Genomic DNA, 21,668 nt, shown 5'->3' with positions numbered 1-21,668 from the left:
TTAACATTTTTATCTAAAATGTGTTCCCGGCGATCTAGCTGGGATTTTTTTATGGGTTTGCTTCTTACTAAATTGTAAGCCATGAATTTCCTACAGAAGAAGCCCGTATTTTTCCTGGCAGCATCTGCTGTCTTCTTTGCAATTCTATTGATCGTTTTCCGCGATTTTGCGTTTGACTCGACGCAGCTGATGCTGAATAGCGACCAGCTGAACGGTATCGGTAGCCGCATTCTGCGTACCTTCGATGTCATCGTGACTGAATGGGACGATTCCCGCCTGGGCGGTGTGCCCACGATCGACGCTCTTTTTGCCGACGTCTACCATCCGCTGGTCTGGTTCCAGTTCCTGATGGATCCGGCCAGGGCTGTGGGCTTCAAGTTCATCCTCACTTTGCTGGTGGCTTTTATGAGCGCCTTTGGCCTGGGCTGGCACCTGACCGAAAATAAGTGGTGGGGTGTTCTGCTGGGCGGCCTCTATGCCTTCTCTCCGGAATTCTTCACTTACCTCTACGGCGGTCATGACGGTAAGATGATGGTGTTTGCCATTGCCCCGCTGGCCTTGCTTGCAATTCGTAAGGTAGTCCGTTGCGGAAGCTTGCCCTATATGGTTGTGCTGGCCTTGTCTGTGGCCTGGATGATTCTTGGTTCTCACCTGCAGTTGACTTACCTGTTCCTGTGGGGCGCAGGCCTTTATACTCTTTACGAAGTGGCTTTCCATTGTGATGTTCTGAAAACTCGCGGTAAGCGTCTGGGTCTTGCCGCTATCGGTTTGGCTTTTGGTCTTGCCATTTCCTGCTTCCAGATTGTTCCCCCTTATCTCTATACCACCACCCAGTCTGTCCGTGGCGATGAAGGCCATACCAATTACGGTCACGCTGTAAGCTGGTCCTTGCATCAGGAAGAAATGGCTCAGATTCTGTTGCCGGGTTTTGTTGGTGTTGACGTTTACGAACAGAACGAAAAGACTGGCGATATTGAAGGCAGTTCCTTCATTGGTTTTACCATGGACGAGTACCGCAAACTGGCTGGAGGCTCTCCGTTCTATTGGGGTCATAACGCATTTAAGCTGGACCATAATAATGCCGGTGCCTTGCTGACCTTCCTTGGATTCCTATGCCTGTTCCTGCCGGGTAAGCGCCGCTATGCCGCTTTCTGGGGTATGGGTGCCGTTGTGGCCCTGAGCTACGGTATGGGCGACCATTCTCCGCTGTTCAAGTTGTGGTATAGCGTTCTGCCGGGTGTAAAGAACTTCCGTGCTCCGGGTATGGCCCTGTTCTGGTTGCCCCTCTTGCTGGTGATGATGGCTGGCCCTGTTCTTAAGGCCTTGACTGCTGGTTCTGCTGCCGAAACTCCCGAAGACCAGGCTGCCGCTGCAGACGATCGCCGCGCCCTGCTTCACGGTACGGCCATGTATGTGATTCTGTTGGTGCTGGCTGTGGTTGCCCGTTTTGCCTGGACCACCTTCATTGGCCCTGTAGGCCTTGTGGTGATGATCCTCTTTGCGCTGGCATGCCTCGGTGTCATGAGCCTGGATGATCAGAAGAAGTCCTTTAGCATTGCCAATTTTGTGGACTCCTTTAAGGCTGGCCTGCCGGGAACCCATCGCGGTGTGCAGGCTTGTGTCCTCTTCGGTTTCGCTTTCCTGGGTGTGATGCTCATGAGCGGCCAGAAACTGTTGAACGATCCTATTACCGCTCCGTATTTTAAGCCGCTGAACGAAATCGTCATGAATGCCACCGCCGGCAAGGTAATCCCTGGTTTCGTGCTGGTCCTTGTGGTGATTGGCGTTGCCCTGTTTGTGGCCCGCTGGAAGGCTAGTGTTGGCGCCAAGGCTGGTGTGCTGGCTCTGGCTGCCGCTCTGGACCTGTTCATGATCAATGCCGCCTTTATCCAGAACGTTCCCGCTTCTGAATACCTGCAGCCCAACAATGGTGTTATCGCTGCAGTAAAGGCTCCCTTCAAGGCTGATTCCCTGAATACGCCTCGCGTTCTTTCTCTTTCCCGTAACAAGGCTCTCAGCGGAAATGTGTTCCCCCAGTACCACATGCGTAATGCCGATGGTATTCACGATAACGAACTGGCTAGCTACCGTGCTTTCCGCGGCGGTCAGCAGGACGCTAACTATCTGATGAACGTTAACGACCCTCAGGCTGCTCACCCCTTCCTGGATTTGATGAATGTGGGCGCCATTATTTTCGACAGCCGTCAGGGTACAACTTACATGCCTATTCCTACGGCCATGGGCGAAGCCTACATCTTTGGCGAAGCTGTGGTGATGGATGATGCGGCAGCCATTAAGACTTTGCAGGAACAGGCTGCAATCAGACAGCCGGAAGTTTCCGTGTCTCCTGTTGCAGAAACAGCTCCCATGGAAGGCTCTGTTACGGATAGCGCAGCCGTGGATTCCGCTCTTGCTGCCGAGCCCCGTCAGGAAACTGCCGCTCCCAAGTATGCCGATGTATCTGGTAAGTTCTTCTATCGCGAAAAGGTGATTCTTTCCGAAGCTCCTGCTAATGACTATAAGGGTAGCGTCGCCGCTAGCGGCCCCATCCAGGGTTCTGCAAAGGTTGTGGCTTCTCCCAAGATGGATACCCAGGTATTCGCCGTAGAAGCTGACCGCCCCGGCTTCATGGTGGTGGCTGGTAACTACCATCCGTACTGGAAGGCTTACGTGAACGGTGCTGAAGCCAAGGTCTACAAGGCATTCGGAACCCTCCGCGCTGTAGAAATTCCTGCAGGCAAGTCTGAAGTCCGCATGGAATATCGAAGCACTCCTTTCCACGCCGCTGTAAAGGTTAGCCTTGCTGCCCTGATTCTGCTGGTGGCTGTTGGCGTATTTGCCGCCATCAAGAAGCGTTAATGGTAACGGGCCTATGGAACTGCAAACTCGGGTAGAAATTCCTCCGTCGACGGTACGGATTGATTACACCGGGAAGCTTGCTTTCATAGGCTCTTGTTTTGCCCAGAACATTTCTGAAAAATTCACCCGTCTGAAATTCAGGACTCTGGTGAATCCCTTCGGGATCATCTACAATCCCCTTTCCATCGAATATATGGTGGAGCGCATTGTCAACGGCGAAACCTATTCGGCCCGGGATGTGCAGGAAGGGAATGTTTTCCTGGATGGTGAAAATTGGAACTGCTGGGACTTTCATGGTTCCTTTTCTGCGAAGGATGAAAATTCCTGTATCGAGGGGTTGAATGCTGCTGTTCTTGGTGCCCGCGAGTACCTGAAGTCTGCAGACGTGGTGTTTATAACTTTAGGCACCGCCTTTGTGTATTTCTTGAAGCAGACCGGGAACGTGGTTTCCAATTGCCATCGCCGAAATGCAGATCTGTTTGACCGTCAGTTGATTTCTGTAGAACGGGCTGCTGACGCGCTTAATTCTGTTGTCTGTAATTTGAGACGGTTGAATCCCGACGTGAAGGAGGTGTTTACCGTATCCCCCTTGAGGCACCTGAAGGATGGCGCTTACGGGAACAATCTTTCGAAGTCCTCCTTGCTGCTGGCCGTGGATCAGGTGGTGAAGGCGAATCCGCAGGTTGAATATTTCCCCAGTTACGAGATTGTGCTGGATGAATTGCGGGACTACCGCTTTTACGATTCCGACATGATCCACCTTTCCGAGGTGGCGGAAGATTACATCTTTGAACGCCTGCAGGAAACGTATTTTGACGAGGCTGTTCGGGAAAATGTCAAGCGGGTTGAAAAGTTTTTGAAGTCCGCCAATCACAGAATCGTCGATGCGGCTTCTTCCATGAACAAGGCGTTTGCATTGAAACATCTGGACATTGCCCAGGATCTTGAAAAACGGATTCCCGGGCTGGACCTAAGTGCCGAAAAGACGTACTTCCTTTCGCTATAAAAAAAGACGGACGCTTATGCGTTCGCCTATTTCTTTTTTAGGTCTGCATTGTTAATTTGCGGACCCCACAAATATTAAAGTCCTAGGGCTGGGCGCCTCGTCCGGGGGGCGTCTTTACAAAGTAGATGACGCAGGGCACAATGAGGCTGATCAGGCACAGGATGGCCATCAAATTGTTGAACCAGTCTGCCTTATGGAGCGTGGCCGGGACCAAGGTCTCGTTGACCAGTACCAGGAGTGCCGCAAAGGCGATTCCCGGGATTAAGTAAGAAAGTAACTTGCTCATAAGTGTTCTCCTATTTTTCCACGTTCATAAAACTAACATGATTTTGGCTGGGGTAATGTAAATTTTGGGAAAATTTTAGGGGTGGGTAAACGCAGGAGGGATTGTCTAACTGGGAAAATGTAAAACGCCTGTAAAATCGCGTAACTTGTTGGCTGTCAATGAGTTGAGATGTTTTGAAAATGTTATTTTTGACAGTATGAATATGAAATTTTCTGCATTTGCACTTGCTTGCCTAGTCGGATTTTCCTTTGCCGCTGATCCCCGAATGGAACAGGGCGCCCGCTTTGAAGCCCAGGGAAACTTCGAGATGGCTCTGGGTGAATACCGTTCTATTTTGGCTGAACAGCCCAAGAACGCCGAAGCCTATTTTGCCGCAGCAGAAGTCCGTGTTAAGATGAAGGACTATAGCGGTGCTTTGGCTAACTATCGACTGGCCTACAAGTTTGATCCCGCCATGAGTGCCGCCTATGAAGGTGCCGCCAAGGTTTATGAATCGTTGGGTCAGAAGGCTAAGGCCGAAGCCGAACGCGCCAAGGATCCCAAGAATAATCCCGCTCCTGCAGAAGAGGTTGCCGCTCCTGTTGAACCCGCTCCTGCCGCTGAACCGGTCAAGGTTGCCGAACCGGCACCTGTCGCTGTTGAAGCTCCCAAGGCAGAACCGGTGGCCGAAGCTAAGCCCGAACCGAAGGTTGAACCTAAGCCTGAAGCCAAGGTGGAACCCAAGGCTGAACCGGTCAAGGTTGCCGCTGAACCTGCCAAGGAAGAAACTGCTCAGGCACTTCCTTCCGATCCTTTTGAAAAGGGTAAGGCTCTGTATGCCGAAGGTAATTATGCCGATGCCGCCAAGGCTTGGCGCGAAGTGCTGAAGAAGACTCCTGGCCACGCCGGTGCTTATTTCTACGCTGGCTTGACCCGCTTCCAGCTGGGCGAATACGAAAAGGCCGAATTCAACTTGAAGAAGGGTCTGGAATATAAGGAAGAAGGCAATGATGCCAATTACTTCCTGGCTTGTGTCTATCAGAAGATGAACAAGTCTGACCTAGAAGTGAAGTTCCTGGCTAACTACATGAAGAAGGCTGCTCCTAACGGCAAGTACCGCAAGGCTGCCGAGGAACGTCTGGCTGAAATCAAGGCTGCAAAGGCTGAAGCTTCCAAGACCGAAGAAAAGATTGCAACTGCCGAAGCAGTAAAGCAGGATGTGAAGGCCGAAAGGATGGACAAGTCTGAAAAGGCTGTCGAGGCTTCTGCCCCTAAGGCTGCTGAAGAAACGGAAGAGTCCGATGTGGCTGCCGCACCTTCTGCTGTTCCGACCATTGCCAATGCCAACTTGCTCTTTGGCGCCGGCAGCTATGAAATGGCCCTGCAGATGTACAAGGCTTTGCTGGAAACGGAACAGAATCCTGAAGAACGCTACTTTACTATGCTCCAGCTTGGCAATGTCTACCGCGAACTCAGAGATTTCCACAGCGCTGTCACCCGCTACCGTGAAGTAGTCCAGCAGTTCCCGGATTCCGATTGGGCTACCGAAGCCGAACGTGCCTTGGAAGATGCCGTGTGGCTGGAAAAGCACGCCAAGGAATTGCCCCGCCGCGTTCGTTAAGTTTGTTGTTTAGACCATAGAAAAGTCCCCGCTTTGCGGGGGCTTTTTCGTTTGTGAAAATCTTTTCGCTTTGAATGTAGACGGTTTGACATTATATTTGGGGTGTGCCTGCGGGATTGGTGTTTTGGGTGTCGCAGGCGAGGATGGGTATGAAGTATTCTGGAGTGAACTTGAAGGCGCTGGCTTGCGTTGCCTGTGCTATGACTGTTGTAGCGGTGGCTGATCCCCCTGCAAATTTTAGCGGTTGGGAACTGGTCTTCGAAGACAACTTTGACGGCAACACTCTTGACACCAGCAAGTGGAATCCCACGTACAACTGGGGACACACTCACAATCACCGGGCCTATTGTGACGAGGCGAACGTTATCGTCAAGGATGGCAAGCTGATGCTTAAGGCCGAGGCGAAAAAACATCCCAAGGCTCCCGCATCCGCAAAGTTTGATGGCAAGGAGATTCCCGTAGACTATACTTCGGCGGCCATTGATACCCGCGGCCATTTCGAGGTGAAGTACGGCTACATCGAAGGCCGCTTCAAGGCACCCAAGCACAAGGGAACCTGGCCTGCCTTCTGGACTTTGCAGGACGGCTGGCCTCCCGAAATCGATATCCTTGAAATTCCTGCATCCCGAAAGCAGCATCATTACTATTTGCATTATACAAACCCTAGCTGGTACAATGACCATGGTTCCGCCTGGGATCACGAGGCTTCTTTTGGCGGACACAAGGATGATAACGTAGACCGTTCCGCAGACTTCCACACCTATGCGGTGGAATGGGATGAGTCAAACTTGAACTTCTACTTTGATGACAAGAAGTTTGCCAGTTATAACCGCCCCACAGAAATCAAGCAGTTGTCAGCTCAGTACATTATTGTGAACCTGGCTGTGGGCGGATGGGCCGGAAACGACATCGAGGTGACCGCGAATAATCCGGCCTACTTTGAGGCGGACTGGGTTCGTGTGTGGAAGGCTAAGCCGGCAAAGCCTGATACGGTGATTTTCTACAATGAAGCCTTCAAGACTTGCATGCAGCCTAGCGACGAAAAGAAGTTGGTTCTAGGGGACTGCGCCGATGAAAAGTCTGTGGCCATTATCAAGCCGCTGGGTTCTGCCAATACCTTCCGTGTGGACTTTGGTGACATGACTTTGGAAATGCCTAACGAAACTACGGATCCTGGCGTTACTGCCGGTGTGTACGCCTGGAACGGCAAGAATCACCAGAAGGTTGTCTTTGAAAATCAGTACAGCAATCAGTACCGTCTGAAGATGCTCCATAGCAATCATTACCTGCGTTCAACCTCTGACGGTGCCCGCGTGGTGCAAGACTGGAACGATAGCTGGGAATGGAATCAGAAATGGCGCATCATGAAGCCTAGCGAATATGTGGCTCCCGGTGCCGACACAACGGCCAAGGATACAATAACGCAGGATACCACGAAACAGGACTCCACGTTGTCTATTGGCGTTAGAAATCTTCGGGTAGCAGGTCGCGAAATTGGCAACGCGTATGGAAGCCGGATTTTCCGCAAGAACGGAATGCTTTACGTGGAATTTGGAAACGGAGCCGGGGAATCGAAAATTTTCGATTTGAGAGGCCGCAAACAGTAATAAAAAAAGTCCAAGGTTTTAACCTTGGACTTCTTGTTTTTATATGATTTTTTAAATCACCTGGACCAGCAGACCTTTAAGGTATTGTCCTTCGGGGAAGGCTGTATTTACCGGATGGTCCATGGGCTGGCCGAAACGTTCGATAATTTGTACGCGACGGTGGGCATCGGCTGCGGCATCGGCGATAATCTTCTGGAACAGGTCCATTTCCATAAGGCCGGAACAACTGAAGGTTGCCAGCATACCGCCTTCGGCCAGAAGCTTCATGGCCAACAGGTTGATGTCCTTGTACCCGCGGCAACCCTTTTGCAAGTTGTCCTTGGATTCCACGAACTTGGGCGGGTCCAGCACGATAAAGTCAAAGGTCTCGGCGCGGTCACGGCACTTACGCAGATACTGGAATACGTCTGCTTCTACGTGGGTAGCGTGGGCGGTAGAAAGCTTGTTGCGCATGATGCCTTCCTTGGCCAGAGCCAGAGCGTCCTTGGAAACGTCTACCTGATAAACCTTTTCGCAGCCACCGCGAAGGGCGTAAAGGCCGAAGCCTCCTGTATAACAGAAGCAGTTCAGCACCTTCTTTCCCTTGGCCAGTTCGCCAACACGACGGCGGGCGTCTCGCTGATCCAGATAGTATCCGGTCTTGTGGCCGTTCTTCACGTCGATGGGGAAGAGAATTCCGTTTTCGTTAATGACTACAGGTTCATCGGGAACTTCGCCGTAGACCACGCCAGTGCGGAGGGGAAGACCTTCCTTCTTGCGGACGTCGGAATCGCAGCGTTCATAGATGCCGCGGCAGCCAGTCTTTTCGGCCAACAGCTCGTAAATAATCTTGCGGTTCACTTCGGCGCCGGCTGCCAGAATTTCTACGGAGTAGATGTCGGCGTACTTGTCGATAATGCAACCGGGAATGCCGTCGTTTTCGGCGTTAATCAGACGGAATGCCACGTCCTTGTCGGCGATGTCGAAGCCGCGGCTCTTGCGTGCGGCAATGGCTCGATCCAGAATGTCGCTGAAGAAGTCTCGGTCGATGTTCTGCTTTTCGCCAAAGGTCCAGAAACGACCACGAATCTGGGACTTGGGGGAATAGGCGGCAAGGCCCAAAAAATCGCTATGGTAGCTGTAGACTTCTACGACGTCGCCCAACTGGGGATCGCCTGTCACTTCGTCGATAGCTCCGCTAAAAATCCAGGGATGGTAACGGAGGGCGGACTTTTCGCGTCCGGCTTTCAAGGTAATTGCTTTCATGCTTTAAAATATAGAAATTGAATAAAATGTATCTTTGTCGCGAAAATTTGGAAGTTGTTAAATGGATAGGAAAAACATTGTGGGGCTGATGGTCCTGACTGGGTTCTTGCATGCTATTTGTGGTTGCTCCGATAGTGGAACGTCTGCGACAGGACCGGCGGCCTTTTTTTACGATGGTGAATTTAGTGGCGTGTCTACCCGTGATATGGAAAGCCTGTGCAGCAGGCTTCAGAAAGAAGTAGATGCTCTTGGAGAGGATTCTGTTTTCTGTGGAGAACACTCTGCTGACTATATTGTCTATATTCCCAGGAGGGACGCCGCATCTCTTGACGAAGTCCTACTGAAAAAGACTGAAGAATGTGCTGAAGCTTTGGATGAATGGCGCAGACGCTATAAAAAATGATTTTTATTTCAATATAAGACTGACCTATGTTTGAATCCCTGTTTCAAAAATACCCTTTCTTTCGTAAGATTCCTGCAATCCTTTGCATGGCGATTATCTTTAAACTTTCGTCAATGACCTCGGCGGAACTGGAGGGGCTCCCTCATGTTTGGGACAAGTTGGCTCACACTTGTGAATATGCCACCTTGGCAGGGTGCTTTTGTATGTGGTGGACTCGTGGCCAATGGACGGCTAAATCCTGGTTTCGTGTTGTTATAGTAATGTTGCTGGCTCTTGCCTACGGTTGCACCGATGAATACCATCAGCGTTTTGTAGAAGGCCGTAGCTGCGATGCCATGGATCTGATTGCAGATACGCTTGGAGGTCTTATTGGCGGTTCCGTCTACGTTCTGATTGTGAAAATCCTGAACCGTTATGATCCGCTGCCCCAAACGGAATCCGATGAATCTCCGTATTCCGAAGAATCACTTTAGGGTCTTCAGTACAGAATCCACTCGGGCTGTAATCTTGTAGGTGGCTTCGCTGCAGAGGTGGTCGTTGTCGTAGGCCAGGCTGTTGGAATAGTCATGATCGCCCATCTTGTTTTCGTCAAGCAGGACGAAGTTCGGATATTCCTTGGTCAGATTCTTGATTTGACTGATGACTTCCTTGGCAGTGCTTCTTTTCATGCCGTGTCTTCCGAAAGCGCCTGTCTTCTTGTACTTTGGATTCTGCGGGAAGATGACTCCCACGACCTTGATTTTCTTGCTGGCGGCAGTTTTGAGAATAGACTTCAAGGCTTTCATCGAATTTTCCAGAAGCTCCGGATTCTTGTCGAAAATCGTGGAGTCCGCTTCGACTTCAGCGGTTTCGCCCCAGGATTGACAGGGGATTCCTAAAAGACGTCCCTTGTCTGTTGTGTACTTGTGAGCGTCTTCTACGCCGAGGCCGTTTTCGGTGGCGTCTAACAGACCTGCGGGAATGCCTTTAGCCCAATAGTCATGATTGGCATCGTACGCATAACCGGGGTAATTGGGAGCGTTGACGGCGAAGAAATTATCGCTGCCCTTTCCGTCTGTTTTCCACCAGAAGTCAATGTCGATAGAAAGTACGATATACTTTAGCTTCTTGGCATTCTTGTAGATGTACTTATTGAGGTAATCCTTGGTGGCGTAAATAGAATTGGGGGCGTGGGCTAGGTTTACGGCGAAGAAGTCGTCTTTCAGCAGATATGGGCTTAAGGAATATAAGGTACGTGATGATCCCATGAGGGCCACTTCCATGGAGTCGATGTACCTCCAGAGCAGTTCCATTTTGTAACGCATGATGACTGAGGACCAGACGTCGTTTGCTACTAGGTAGGTTCCTGCGCTATCTTGGTCAATTGTAGTATCTGGGACTGGTCTTGCAGCAAACCACATGCTGGGATGCCAAAGTTCATCTCCTTCTACAAGTTCAGTTGTACTGCTGTCCTTGATATTGACCAGGGCGATTTTTTCGTGTACTTCGTTTGCGTTCGTGAGGGAGGCAATTACAAAATTCTTGGAAACCCATTCGGTGTGATCGAAGGTTTTCTTGCTGGGGGCTCCGACGCTCTTTATCAGTTTGCCGGTGCTGTCGGCGATGAACATTCTTTCATGAGTATGGTAGGACTTCCCAACGAATTTTTTGCCGGTGGTCGAGGCGAAGTCCAGGAAAAGGGTTCTTCGGGTGCTGTCTTTAGAAAGGCTGACGTTGCAAGCCTGTTCCTTGTTGTACCAGATTGAATCCTTGGAAGAGTTGGTTAGTCTAGTTCTTCCGTAGGCGAATTTCGTTCTTAAAAGCTGGGCCCCTGTGACGGCGATTTTTCGGTCTACGCTAACGCCTCCGTGGTAGGCTCCGTCTATGATTTTCCTGGGTGTGCCGAAAGTCTCGTCTCTAAAGGAAACTTGCCAAGTGGAATTAGACTTGAATTGTGCCTCGTCCTTGTTGCTTTGTTGGCTGGTAACGTAAACGATAGTCGTATCGCCGTTAGAGGATACTTGCCAGCGGGGGATTGCAGCGGCTTCTACGTCTAATTTGTGGATGGTACGGTTGTTGGAATTCAGCTCTCTTACGTAAATCGAAGACTTTCCGGGAACGCCTTCGGGCTTGGTACAGTAGGCGACGTATTTCCCATCGGGGGAAATATCCGGATGATAGGCAGAAACGGTATCGTAAAATTCCACAATCTTGGTCTTGGTCAAGGAGTAGTCGATATAGACCAGTCTTTCTGTAATGTCGTTGCGGAATACGAGTTTTGTTTTGTAGGTTCCCGTTAGCTTTTTAATTGCGTCTGGGCTTAAGATCATGTTGATGTTGCTTTCGGTCATGAGACCGCTGCCGTTTAGCCAGGAAGGCGAAGGAATCTTTCCGAAGGCGAGGCGGAAACCGACGTAGTCGGCTTTTGTCGAAGAGGTGACTGTGTAGACATCACCGCGGCTGAACAAGCTGATTGCGCTTTTGGGATTGCGAAAACTGCCACCCTTTACGATGCGTTCTCCAAGGGAATTGCCTTCGTAAGGCCCGACGTAGTTGTCCATGATCGTGTCTTGCGGGTAATCGAGCCAGTCGTTTACCCATTCCATGACATTGCCTGCCATGTCGCAGAAATCCTTGCTGCCAGAGGCTTTCTTGCAGACCTTGTGAGTCTTGTAGTCGGAATTGTCGGCGTTCCAGGATTTGTTTAAATCCCAGCTGGTGTTTGCAGCAAAAATCCATTCGGCTTCGGTGGGGAGGCGGTAAGCGTTTGCGCCGGTGTTCAATGCCAAATTTATAATGCTTGTGCAGTGTCCATCGCTATCGAAGGTCTTGGTGGTGTAGGTGTAAGCCGTATCCCGTTTTTCCTTTTTGCTTAGGGCGTTGGCATAGACGATGGCGTCGAAATAGGTGACGTTCACGATGGGGAGAGAATCATTTTCGCATTTCTGGACAGGGGACTTCGATCCCAGTTCTTCCTTCATGACTTTTCGGAATTCGCCGCAGGTGACTTCATGCCTTCCCATAGAAAAGTCGTAAGAGAAAGTGGTCTTCATTTTGGGGCGTTCATTGGCCTTTGCGGAATTGTCGTCTGTTCCTACAAATCCGTCTGACCCTGATGCCCGAACTAAAATAAAACCGTCAATGTCTGAATCCTCTACGAATGTGGATTCAGATGAGGTGGTGTCTGTGCAGCTACAGATAAAAATCAGTGCCAGAAGAAAAAGAGACCGCAACATTGTTACCCCCCAAGTAAAATGATTTCTCTCTTCAGTTGAATTCCGAATTTTTCGAAAACTTTTTGTTGAACGTACTCGCTAAGAGCCTTGATGTCTGAAGCGGTGGCGTTGTCTGCGTTGACAATGAAGTTGGCGTGAACCGTGCTGACTTCTGCTCCGCCAATGCGGTGGCCCTTGAGTCCTGCCTGCTCGATGTAATAGCCTGGAGCGATTTGCTGAGGCATGTCTTCGGCACCAACGTCAAGGCGTTTGAATGTGGAACCTGCGTTGGGCATATTTAAGGGCTGGCTTGCCTTGCGCTTGGCCATGCACTCCTGCATTTCGGTTTCCAGAGTGTAGCTATCTTTGCCGGACATCTCTGCAGGTTCTAACTGGAATGTTGCGGACAAGATAATTTCAGCTTGACCTTTGGCACGGTCGTCGGAGGAAACCTGAAAACCGCTGTGCCTATAGCCAAAGTCGCACTGGGCTGCGGTTCGTGTATGTACGGTACCATTGGCGTCAAGGCTTTCTACTTCTACGCAAGTCTGGCAGATTTCCTGACCGTATGCGCCTGCGTTCATGTAGATGGCTCCACCTAACGTTCCTGGAATACCGGCTAGCTTGTGTATCCCGCTGTAACCCATCTTAATGGATTTGCGCGCAAATGCGCCGAGGGATACGCCTGCTCCAACCTTGAACTTGCCATTTCCAAGATCCTGAACTTCAGAAAATGATTTCCCCAGGGTGATGATTCCTCCGCCAAATCCCTTGTCGGAAACCAACAAGTTTGTTCCGTTACCAAGAACGAAAAAGGGGTGGTTCTGGTCTGCCAGTCGTTTCCGCACATCGAGGATTTCGTCTACGGATTCCACCTTGAAAAAATAGCGGGCCTCTCCTCCGACTTTGAAGGAGGTGTGCCTACTCATGGGTTCATTTTCTAAGATAACCATTTCTCAAATATAGTTATCGGTTATGAATTGCATGAAATTTGATCTTTTTGAATGTGATTTTGTTATACTTATAGACGTTTAAATTTTGATAATCTAAATGACCAACGAAGAACTGAAACAATTCAAGGCCTCCATTTCTATCACTGCCGTGGCCCAGAGCCTTGGGGTGAATGTGGTGCGGGGTAAATGCCGCTGTTTTTGTCCACAGCGCCATGTCCATGGAGATAGAACTCCTTCTGTTTCAGTTTCTGAGGAACGGGGGTATTTCCGCTGCTGGGTTTGCGATGATATTCGCGGCGATGTGATTTCGCTTGTGCAAATTGTACGGGATTGTTCTTTTACCGAGGCCCTGGCTTGGCTTATGGAACAGTATCCGTTCCTGGTGCCTGGCAATGCGCAAAAGCCTGTTTCCCGTTCCGATGGCCCCGGCTTGCGAACCATAATCAATGGACGTCAGGTAAGCGTGCCTGCGGCACCTCCTGCTGAACCGGATCTCAAGGAACTTGTTCCCGAAGAAGATCGCAAGCGTATTGTCCTTTCTTTTTTGAAACGTCTCAGTCCTGTAGACAATACTCCCGCTGCCCGTTGGTTGGCCAAGCGTCGAATCTATAAGCCGGTGTGGGACCGTATGCTCCTTCGAACCATTACGGATTACGAAGCGGTAAACAACAGCCTGAAAGCGGATTTTGGTGTCGAGGTTTTGAAGTATGTGGGGCTGTTTAACGACAAGGGCAACCTGCGTTACTACAAGCATCCCCTGATTTTCCCCTATCTGGATAAGGAGCGCAGGGCATTCTATTTCCAGTCTCGCGCGATTGACAGTTCCGTGGTTCCCAAGGAAATGAACTTGAGGTCTACGGTTCCCTTCCCCTATAATTTTTCGGCGCTGGATGAAAAGCCCGGCTGGGTCTACCTTTGTGAAGGTTGTGTGGACACGCTGACTTTTTTGGGGCAGAAGATAAACGCTGTAGGTATTCCGGGAGTAAGATCCTTTAAGGTGGAATGGCTAAGCTACTTTAAGAACAAGAATGTGGTTCTCTGTCTTGATCATGACGAAGCCGGGAGAAGCGGTATGGAATATATCGGTAACCTGTTTACTCAGGCTGGTATTCGAAGTGTGATTCTTGGTGAAGGCATGGAGGGTTTGCCGACGGCCATGAAAGAGGGCGAGGACATTAATGACTGGTTTGGAGGAAAGAAGTGATGAAGAAGTTTTTTGGAAAGATTAGAGATTTTTTCAAGTGGCTATCGGGTACACTGGTCATCCGGATCTTGGCCTTCATTATCAAGTGGATTTATAGACTGATCAACTTTATCCTCCGACAGGCCCTGTTGATCTGCATTATTTATTCTACCGCGTTTACGGTGGCGGCTAGCTACTTGATTTATCGTGTCTTCATCTACGGCTATGACATTTATGAAAGTGTTGAGGAACTGAAGGTTACCCAACCCGAGAATTCCAAGTACATGGAAGCCTTGAGGGATTCCAATCCAAATGTTCAAATCAGACATACCTATGTACCGCTGGATTCTATAAGCACCCATCTGCGTAAGGCGGTTATTGCCAGCGAAGATGCCGGCTTTTATTTCCATCCCGGCTTTGACATTCGCGCCATTGCGGAAGCCCTGGATGCAAACCAGATGGCCGGGAAGACTAAGTTTGGCGGTTCTACCATTACACAGCAGCTGGCCAAGAACCTGTTCCTTAGCGGTGAGCGTTCTTTTGATCGTAAGTTCAAGGAATTGGCCTATGCCTTGTTGATGGAACATGAACTGGGTAAGGACCGAATCCTGGAACTTTACCTGAACTACGCCCAGTGGGGCAAGGATATCTTTGGTTGTCAGGAGGCTTGTCTTTCCTATTACAAGAAGAGCTGCTCCAAGATCAGTCTGGACCAGGCCATCAATCTGGCCGCCATGCTTGCGGCACCGGCAAAGCATCACCCCAATATGAGGGAGAGCCAGTTCATGGCTAAGCGCCGTGCTGTTATCTATCAGAATATGTTCCCCAAGAAGGATAGCGTTCTTGTGGATTCCCTGAGGCAGTTGATGGCTCCTCCTGCGCAGCCGTTGACTCCTGTGGCTCAACCACAGCCTGCAACCGAAAAGAAGGTTAAGGCGAAGGCTTTCAAAAATCATTAAAAGTGCTATATTTTCAACGTCTAAATTTTTTTTCTTAAAAGGACAATAAAATGGCTAAGAAAGATTCCAAGAAGAAGGTCGTCCTCGCTTATAGCGGTGGTCTCGATACCTCTATCATCATCCCCTGGCTCAAGGAAAACTATGACTGCGAAGTGATCGCTTTCGCTGCTGACCTCGGTCAGAACGATTTCCCGGATGCTAAGGCTCTGGAACAGAAGGCTCTCGCAACTGGCGCTTCCAAGTGCTACGTCCTGGACCTCAAGAAGGAATTCCTCGAAGACTACGTATGGCCCACCGTCCGTGCTGGTGCCAAGTACGAAAACACCTATCTCCTGGGTACTTCTTTCGCTCGCCCCCTCATCGCCAAGTATCAGGTGAAGATCGCTCAGAAGGAAGGCGCATACGCTGTTTCCCATGGCGCAACCGGTAAGGGTAACGACCAGGTCCGTTTCGAACTGACCTACGCCGCTCTCGATCCGACCCTCGAAATCATCGCTCCGTGGAAGGACTCCAAGTGGAACATCCACAGCCGCGAAGACGCTATTGACTACGCTGCCGCCCGCAAGATTCCTCTGAACGGCATCAGCAAGAAGAAGATCTACTCCGAAGACGGCAACCTGTGGCACCTCTCTCACGAAGGTGGCATCCTGGAAGAACCGGACAAGGAACACAAGTACGATATGCTCAAGCATACCGCTACCTACGAAAAGGCTCCCAACAAGCCGGCTCACGTGACCATCGGCTTCGACAAGGGTACTCCGGTTTCCGTCAACGGCAAGAAGATGGACGCAGTTGAACTCCTCGAAACTCTGAACAAGATCGGTGGCGAAAACGCTTGCGGTCTCCTGGACATCGTTGAAAACCGCCTCGTCGGCCTCAAGAGCCGCGGCGTTTACGAAACTCCGGGTGGCACCCTCCTGTACAAGGCACACGAATGCCTGCAGCAGCTGGTTCTCGACAAGGAAACCTTGTTCGAAGCTCAGAAGATGTCTATGACCTATGCAAACCTGGTTTACAATGGTCAGTGGTTCACTCCGCTCCGCCAGTGCATGGACGCCTTCTATGACGAAGTCAACAAGGTTGTTACCGGTGAAGTTACCCTCAAGCTTTACAAGGGCAACATCATTCCGGCTGGCATGAAGAGCCCCTACAGCCTGTACGACATGAACCTCGGTGGCTTCTCTGATGTCGAAATGTACGACCAGAAGGACGCTACTGGCTTCATCCGTTGCTTCGGCCTCCCGCTGAAGACTCGCGCTCTCCTCCTCAAGAACAAGACCAACGTCAAGTTCGGTAAGGAAGTGAAGCTCCCGAATAAGTAGTAGCAAAGGGAACCCCATGGTTCCCTCTAGACTCCTTCCTAGAATCTTTCTAGAAAAAATCCCCCGGTGAATAGCCGAGGGATTTTTTGTTTTGGAGAGGAACTGAAAATTTTTATTTTTGGTCCTATGGAATTTTTTGACTATTACGAGAAGTTGTTTGGGAATCGCTGGCCGGCTTTGCTGGAGTCCTTGAAGGGCGAGGGCAGGGCTATGGAACTTAGGTTTGGCGATGGCCTTGAGCCGTACTACCTAGACGAGGCTTCTGTCTATGCGGCACGTGCGCTTAACGTGCGGCCTGGTGATGACGTGCTGGATATGTGTGCCGCTCCGGGTGGCAAGACTCTCGTGATTGCATCTATGCTGAAGGGGGAGGGGTCTTTACAAAGTAACGACCGCTCTCCGGATCGTAGACTTCGCTTGCAGCGCGTGGTGGAGCAGACTTTGCCCGAGGCCTGGCGTTCCATTATCAAGATTTCTGGTTATGATGGAATGAAGTTTGGCCTGCACAAGAAGGAGTCCTACGACAAGATTCTGCTGGATGCGCCTTGTTCTTCTGACAGGCATGTGCTGAACTCTCCGGAACATTTGAAAGTTTGGTCGGCGAAGCGTGTTAAGCGTTTGTCTGTAGAACAGGGGGCTCTGTTGGCTTCTGCGGTAGATGCCCTGCGACCGGGCGGAACGATTGTGTACGGCACTTGTGCCCTTTCTCCCATGGAAAACGATGACGTGGTCAAGAAGATCCTCAAGAAGCGTCCTTCTATGCAGCCTGCAGAAATTGAAGAGGTTTTGCCAGGCGCGGACCGTACGGAGTTCGGTGTGCATATTTTGCCCGACACATCAGACGGAAGAGGCCCGATTTACTGCGCTAAATTGGTCAAGTCTCTTTAAAGTTTGCTTTTTTTATCTAGAATATTCCCTTTTTCTTACAATTATGGGTTTTTGGCTTTTGCCAAAGGCCCTTTTTTATTTATTTTTCTTTACATGTTGAAACGTATTTTAACTTCTTTGGTTGTTTGGGCTGCGGCTACAATGGCCTTTGCCCAGGATGAAATGTCCTCTCAGGATGTGTGGCAGGAATCCCCCAGTGTGGAGGCTTCCGATGCCATGGCTGGTTTGGAGGCGGTTGCCTCTCAGTCTCAAGGTCAAACGTCTACAGATGAAGCCGGTACGACCGCAGAAACTCCTGCCGAGGCTCCTGCGTCTGCCGAATCTGCCGCTCCTGCTCCTGCGGCTGTTCCCGCTGCGGTTGTTGCACCTGCCGCTCCGGTTGCTCCCGTAAAGAAGACTCGCGAAGTCCCGGTCCGCTACTGGGTCAATGGTGACTCTACAGAACTGGACGCCATCTTCGTGAAGATCGAAAAGGATACGGTCTACCTGAAGAAGCCCAACGAAAAACAGCAGAAGCGCATCGAAAAATTGGATGATGCCGCCGCCGTAGCCCTCCAGGAAAGCAATGGCCAGGAGGTGGAAGAAATCGAAGAAGATGAAGAAGTCGTCATTCCCAAGAAGGAAAACGAAATCATCATGACCGACGCGGTGAAGGACTCCATGTCTGCCCAGGCCGAAGAGAAACCTGCAGAAGAGGTTCCCGCCGACGATGGTGTAGGTGACGACCTTGAAACCGCACTTGCCAAGGAAGATCAGCGCCAGAAAATGGAAGAAATCGCCAAGGTGGAAGAAGAAATCCGCCAGCGCGAAATCCAGGACAGTATCGAAGCCGAAGCCAAGAATCCCTTTATCAAGATTTACCGCTATGAACTGAAGCGCCTCTACAACCTGGAAGATGAGGTCATGATCGACCTGTCCCTTTCTGATTACGTGGTGCCCGAAATTGTTATCGAAGAAGAAAAGATTGAACTTTATCCTCCCGGAAAGGCCAACCTCCTTGTGGTGTCTGAACCGGAAGCCTGCTCCCTGTTCGTAAATGGAATCCCCCTGAAGCAGGTGGCTCCCGATACCATCAAGAATATCAAGCCGGGCAAGTACACCATCTCTGTCATGAAGGTCCTGAAGGACGTGGAATGGTGGGGCTCTACCGTGGTGCGCATCAATGCGGATAGCCTGAACAAGGTGAGCATTCCTGTGCTTCGCCCCACGACCCGCCTGACCTTGAACACGGATCCGGAAGCGGTGGAAGTGTACATCAACGAACAGCCCACCGAGTACGTGATGCCTCATTACGTGACCGACGTGGTGGTCAACGAGATTAAGCCCCAACCCTCCGCAACGGTTTACCTGAGAAAGGTGGGCTACCGCGATACTTCCGTGACCATCGAAGTGAAGGCCTTTATGCCTAACTTGGTCAACGTGGAAATGACTCCGGTGCTGGATGTGGAATTCATCGAAAGCCAGAAGAACTACGACAAGGCTCGCAGCAACCATCGCATTGGCCGTGGCCTTCTGTGGGGCTCCATCGCTCCCATTATTGCCGGTGGTGTTTTGTGGTACCTGGCCGAACGTGACTGGAGCGACGCTGCTGCCAAGAAGAAGGCTTACACCAAGCTCTCTGCATTTGATAGTGACGATACCCGCCAGATGGTCAAGGACAACCATAGTCTGAATCGTTCTGGTGACGTCAAGGGCGGTATTGCTGCCGGTCTTGGTGCTATCGGTATTGGTTTGTTGACAGCCGGTATTATTCTCGCGTTCTAGGTTCGTGTGAAGACTCTAAAGTTGATTTTCTTTTTGTGCATGGCCTGGGTTGTCCCAGGCTTTTGCCATCCCCACGTTTTTGTGGATGCGACAGTCAAGGTTCTTTTTGACAAGGATGGATTTACCTCGGTCAGGAACCGCTGGGTGTACGATGAACTTTATAGTACCGCCATGATGTCGTCTGGCGATGTTGATGGCGATGGTGTAATTTCTCCCAAGGAAAATGAGTGGTTCAAGAGTATTATCCTGGATCCTCTTGAAGGGAATAACTACTACAACTACGTTCAGCGCGGTTCTGATTTCTTGAAGGCTAAGCAGGTCAAGAACTTCAAGGCTTCTTTGCAGAATCGCCGACTGGTCCTTGACTTTGACGTGTATTTTGGTTGCCCTGCCACCAATGATTACTCCATGCTTGTAGTTGTTGTTGCCGACGTTACCAATTACATCTTGATGACCACAGATATGGAAAGTGCCGACGTTGAGGCTCCTGATTCCATAGACGTGGAGTTTTTTAACGACGGCGTTAGCGACTTGACCTTGTTCAAGGCTTTTCATTCGGGTATAGAAGGCTTATACCTGAGATATAAGAAAAAGTAGCGAAAGACTGTTGCGGGGTGAATGTGCAGAATCTCCTGAAAGTTTTAATGGTGCTAGTGCTCTCCTTGGCTATTGGGGCGTCCGCCGCTGTCAAGAAGAAACGCTTTGATGTTAGTGAAGATGGTTCTTCTAAACCTGTTGCGACGCAGGTAGAAACTTCAACAGTCCCTGACAGTGCGGTCAATACAACTTCAGAGGAACCTCTGAAATCTGCGCCCACTCAGGGGGCCTCTTTTCATGCCGCTTTGGCTCAGGTGCAGAAGGATCTGCGCGAAAAAGTAACGGCGAAAATTGTGACCATGAAATCTGGGGACTGGTCTTGTATCTGGAAGTTCCTTCTGCTGTGCTTTGTCTATGGCATGCTCCATGCCTTGGGCCCGGGCCATGGCAAGTCTATTGTCATCGGATTCTTCTTGGCTCGTCGCGGACGTTGGCGTCAGGGAGTTGCTCTGGGTGCGGGTATTACTTTTACTCATACGCTGAGCGCTGTTGTACTACTCTTTATTTTGTATGCAATTTTCAAGGCCACGGTATTCCCTGTTTTCGAAAATGGTCGCGGTGGTATCGAAATGGCTAGCTATGCTTTGCTCATGATTACGGGCTTGCTGCTTGCTGTGCTTGGCGTTGTGGATTTTGTCAAGGGCCGTCGCCGTAAATGTGAAGGCCAGGAAAATGTGTTGCCGCCTGTCGCCCGCTGGAAAGAAATTATCGGCATTGCTGCAGTAACGGGAATTGTGCCTTGCCCGGCTGTGGCCCTGATTGTTCTATTCTGCCTGCTGAATTCCATGGTGGGGCTTGCCTTGCTTGGTGCGGTTCTCGTTTGCATCGGCATGACTTGTACCAATGTTCTTTTTGGTATTGGGGCAGTAGCCTTTAGAAAGGGAATCGACAAAACTTCAAGGGCATCTCGCTTTGCCTCTAGCATTTACTGCTTTACTTCGATGGTAGGCGGGGCGGTAATTTTTGTTTCGGGCTTGTTGCTTTTTTCCAATTTCTTTGCTGGTAGGGTTTAGGGGTTTGACCTGATTTTCGCAAATTTTTAACTTTGCGATAATATGAGATTTTGTTTTTTGTTATGTTTGGCTCTTTTTGTAGCCATTGCTTCCGCCGAAGAAAAGAAAGGTGGAATCCTAGAAGGCTTGTATCCTGTAGAAAAAGGTGAAGCCATTGCTGCAGGAAATTTTTATGGCGGTACATCCCTTTCATTGATCCAGGCCAATACCGATGATGATGTGCTGAACATTATGATCGGCGATGTATACGAGGCTTATGGCTACACTTTTACGGTTGAAGCGTTCGGTGGCTACTTCGTCAAGGACGCTATGGCCATCGGTATGCGTGCCGGTTATTCCAGAACCTGGTTTGATATTGACTTCGCCCTGCTAGAAGATGTTTTGGATCTGTCTGAACATCGGAAGTATGTGAGCAACGGATTCTTTATCCAGCCGCTATTGAAAAACTACCTGAAGATTCTTGATTCCAGAAACGTCTACTTCTTCAATGAAACCTCCATTTCGGTTGAATATTCCTACGGCATATCCCAGACCGATGATGGGGAAGACATGAAGAAATCCCGCAACCGTTCCTGGTCTATTGCGGCAGGTATCAATCCCGGTATTTGCATCATGGTGCTGAACCGATTCGCCTTTGAAACTTCTGTGGGCTTGCTGGGCCTGAATTCCAGCGTTATTGAAGTTGAAGAAAATGGCGAAACTAAAAGTCAGCTTGTGTACAATGTAGTGAACTTTACCATTAACCTATTGGCCCTGGACTTCTCTCTGGTCATGTTCTTCTAGGAGATT

At 50.2% G+C, this 21,668-nt stretch carries 18 protein-coding genes; 14 read left to right on the top strand and 4 right to left on the bottom strand.

All coding sequences use genetic code 11. The features are described 5' to 3' along the window. Positions 1–81: 81 nt before the first annotated feature. Together B7992_RS00570 and B7992_RS00565 are read left to right on the top strand one after the other, a co-directional pair. Positions 82–2,859 (top strand): hypothetical protein, encoded by a 2,778-nt coding sequence (locus B7992_RS00570; protein ID WP_254917566.1) that lies wholly within the window; start codon positions 82–84, stop codon positions 2,857–2,859. Between the two features lie 13 nt (positions 2,860–2,872). Continuing rightward, positions 2,873–3,865, top strand: coding sequence for a GSCFA domain-containing protein (locus B7992_RS00565; protein ID WP_073234585.1), 993 nt, complete (start codon positions 2,873–2,875; stop codon positions 3,863–3,865). 82 nt (positions 3,866–3,947) lie between these two features. Here the strand turns inward: B7992_RS00565 and B7992_RS00560 are convergent, their stop codons facing one another. Beyond that, complete coding sequence (locus tag B7992_RS00560) at positions 3,948–4,151, bottom strand: hypothetical protein (protein ID WP_073157004.1); 204 nt, start codon at positions 4,149–4,151, stop codon at positions 3,948–3,950. 202 nt (positions 4,152–4,353) lie between these two features. Here B7992_RS00560 and B7992_RS00555 point away from each other — a divergent pair, with 202 nt between their 5' ends. Continuing rightward, on the top strand, positions 4,354–5,751 hold the full coding sequence (locus B7992_RS00555; RefSeq protein ID WP_254917565.1) for a lipopolysaccharide assembly protein LapB: 1,398 nt from the start codon (positions 4,354–4,356) through the stop codon (positions 5,749–5,751). Positions 5,752–5,900: 149 nt separating this feature from the next. Next, on the top strand, positions 5,901–7,358 hold the full coding sequence (locus B7992_RS00550; RefSeq protein WP_088665409.1) for a family 16 glycosylhydrolase: 1,458 nt from the start codon (positions 5,901–5,903) through the stop codon (positions 7,356–7,358). A gap of 51 nt (positions 7,359–7,409) precedes the next feature. Here B7992_RS00550 and B7992_RS00545 read toward each other — a convergent pair whose 3' ends face one another. Next, on the bottom strand, positions 7,410–8,603 hold the full coding sequence (locus B7992_RS00545) for a class I SAM-dependent rRNA methyltransferase (protein WP_073156995.1): 1,194 nt from the start codon (positions 8,601–8,603) through the stop codon (positions 7,410–7,412). 61 nt (positions 8,604–8,664) lie between these two features. On the opposite strand from B7992_RS00545, the gene B7992_RS00540 reads away from it, so the two are divergent. Beyond that, positions 8,665–9,006 carry a hypothetical protein gene (locus B7992_RS00540; protein ID WP_088665365.1) on the top strand — a complete coding sequence of 114 codons (342 nt, stop codon included), beginning with the start codon at positions 8,665–8,667 and terminating at the stop codon, positions 9,004–9,006. Between the two features lie 26 nt (positions 9,007–9,032). After that, on the top strand, positions 9,033–9,479 hold the full coding sequence (locus B7992_RS00535; protein WP_088665364.1) for a VanZ family protein: 447 nt from the start codon (positions 9,033–9,035) through the stop codon (positions 9,477–9,479). Here the strand turns inward: B7992_RS00535 and B7992_RS00530 are convergent. Further along, the gene (locus B7992_RS00530) at positions 9,471–12,221 is read right to left on the bottom strand and encodes a TIGR02171 family protein (RefSeq protein WP_073234593.1); all 2,751 of its coding nucleotides are present in this window, start codon (positions 12,219–12,221) and stop codon (positions 9,471–9,473) included. The genes B7992_RS00535 and B7992_RS00530 overlap by 9 nt on opposite strands. Positions 12,222–12,223: 2 nt before the next feature. After that, a complete protein-coding gene (murB, locus tag B7992_RS00525) occupies positions 12,224–13,153 on the bottom strand; it encodes a UDP-N-acetylmuramate dehydrogenase (RefSeq protein WP_088665363.1) in 930 nt (309 codons plus the stop codon). A gap of 97 nt (positions 13,154–13,250) precedes the next feature. Here murB and B7992_RS00520 point away from each other — a divergent pair, with 97 nt between their 5' ends. From B7992_RS00520 to B7992_RS00485, 8 genes are all read left to right on the top strand, one after another. After that, positions 13,251–14,357, top strand: coding sequence for a CHC2 zinc finger domain-containing protein (locus B7992_RS00520; RefSeq protein WP_073156979.1), 1,107 nt, complete (start codon positions 13,251–13,253; stop codon positions 14,355–14,357). Next, complete coding sequence (mtgA, locus tag B7992_RS00515) at positions 14,357–15,295, top strand: monofunctional biosynthetic peptidoglycan transglycosylase (protein ID WP_073156976.1); 939 nt, start codon at positions 14,357–14,359, stop codon at positions 15,293–15,295. The genes B7992_RS00520 and mtgA overlap by 1 nt, the downstream gene beginning before the upstream one ends. A gap of 50 nt (positions 15,296–15,345) precedes the next feature. Then, positions 15,346–16,617, top strand: a complete 1,272-nt coding sequence (locus B7992_RS00510; protein WP_073156974.1) for an argininosuccinate synthase — start codon at positions 15,346–15,348, stop codon at positions 16,615–16,617. 126 nt (positions 16,618–16,743) lie between these two features. Further along, positions 16,744–17,505, top strand: coding sequence for an RNA methyltransferase (locus B7992_RS00505; protein ID WP_073156971.1), 762 nt, complete (start codon positions 16,744–16,746; stop codon positions 17,503–17,505). A 141-nt stretch (positions 17,506–17,646) separates the two neighbouring features. Further along, a complete protein-coding gene (locus B7992_RS16490; protein ID WP_175547631.1) occupies positions 17,647–19,269 on the top strand; it encodes a hypothetical protein in 1,623 nt (540 codons plus the stop codon). Positions 19,270–19,275: 6 nt separating this feature from the next. Beyond that, the gene (locus B7992_RS00495) at positions 19,276–19,866 is read left to right on the top strand and encodes a DUF1007 family protein (protein WP_139258196.1); all 591 of its coding nucleotides are present in this window, start codon (positions 19,276–19,278) and stop codon (positions 19,864–19,866) included. 23 nt (positions 19,867–19,889) lie between these two features. Continuing rightward, complete coding sequence (locus B7992_RS00490; protein WP_141099758.1) at positions 19,890–20,879, top strand: nickel/cobalt transporter; 990 nt, start codon at positions 19,890–19,892, stop codon at positions 20,877–20,879. A 66-nt stretch (positions 20,880–20,945) separates the two neighbouring features. Further along, on the top strand, positions 20,946–21,662 hold the full coding sequence (locus tag B7992_RS00485) for a hypothetical protein (RefSeq protein ID WP_073156960.1): 717 nt from the start codon (positions 20,946–20,948) through the stop codon (positions 21,660–21,662). Positions 21,663–21,668 lie beyond the last annotated feature (6 nt).

Origin of the sequence: Fibrobacter sp. UWH1, from assembly GCF_002210365.1 — a bacterium.
Lineage (GTDB): Bacteria > Fibrobacterota > Fibrobacteria > Fibrobacterales > Fibrobacteraceae > Fibrobacter.
Note: the sequence above shows the minus strand (reverse complement) of the source record. Positions and strands in the feature narration are given on the sequence as shown.

Excerpts from the sequence above, each read along its gene's own strand:
- B7992_RS00510 (WP_073156974.1), top strand. The coding sequence starts at position 15,346 with ATGGCTAAGAAAGATTCCAAGAAGAAGGTCGTCCTCGCTTATAGCGGT.
- murB (WP_088665363.1), bottom strand. The coding sequence starts at position 13,153 with ATGGTTATCTTAGAAAATGAACCCATGAGTAGGCACACCTCCTTCAAA.
- B7992_RS16490 (WP_175547631.1), top strand. The coding sequence starts at position 17,647 with ATGGCCTTTGCCCAGGATGAAATGTCCTCTCAGGATGTGTGGCAGGAA.
- B7992_RS00560 (WP_073157004.1), bottom strand. The coding sequence starts at position 4,151 with ATGAGCAAGTTACTTTCTTACTTAATCCCGGGAATCGCCTTTGCGGCA.
- B7992_RS00535 (WP_088665364.1), top strand. The coding sequence starts at position 9,033 with ATGTTTGAATCCCTGTTTCAAAAATACCCTTTCTTTCGTAAGATTCCT.
- B7992_RS00505 (WP_073156971.1), top strand. The coding sequence starts at position 16,744 with ATGGAATTTTTTGACTATTACGAGAAGTTGTTTGGGAATCGCTGGCCG.
- B7992_RS00540 (WP_088665365.1), top strand. The coding sequence starts at position 8,665 with ATGGATAGGAAAAACATTGTGGGGCTGATGGTCCTGACTGGGTTCTTG.
- B7992_RS00570 (WP_254917566.1), top strand. The coding sequence starts at position 82 with ATGAATTTCCTACAGAAGAAGCCCGTATTTTTCCTGGCAGCATCTGCT.
- mtgA (WP_073156976.1), top strand. The coding sequence starts at position 14,357 with ATGAAGAAGTTTTTTGGAAAGATTAGAGATTTTTTCAAGTGGCTATCG.
- B7992_RS00565 (WP_073234585.1), top strand. The coding sequence starts at position 2,873 with ATGGAACTGCAAACTCGGGTAGAAATTCCTCCGTCGACGGTACGGATT.
- B7992_RS00530 (WP_073234593.1), bottom strand. The coding sequence starts at position 12,221 with ATGTTGCGGTCTCTTTTTCTTCTGGCACTGATTTTTATCTGTAGCTGC.
- B7992_RS00555 (WP_254917565.1), top strand. The coding sequence starts at position 4,354 with ATGAAATTTTCTGCATTTGCACTTGCTTGCCTAGTCGGATTTTCCTTT.
- B7992_RS00545 (WP_073156995.1), bottom strand. The coding sequence starts at position 8,603 with ATGAAAGCAATTACCTTGAAAGCCGGACGCGAAAAGTCCGCCCTCCGT.
- B7992_RS00520 (WP_073156979.1), top strand. The coding sequence starts at position 13,251 with ATGACCAACGAAGAACTGAAACAATTCAAGGCCTCCATTTCTATCACT.
- B7992_RS00550 (WP_088665409.1), top strand. The coding sequence starts at position 5,901 with ATGAAGTATTCTGGAGTGAACTTGAAGGCGCTGGCTTGCGTTGCCTGT.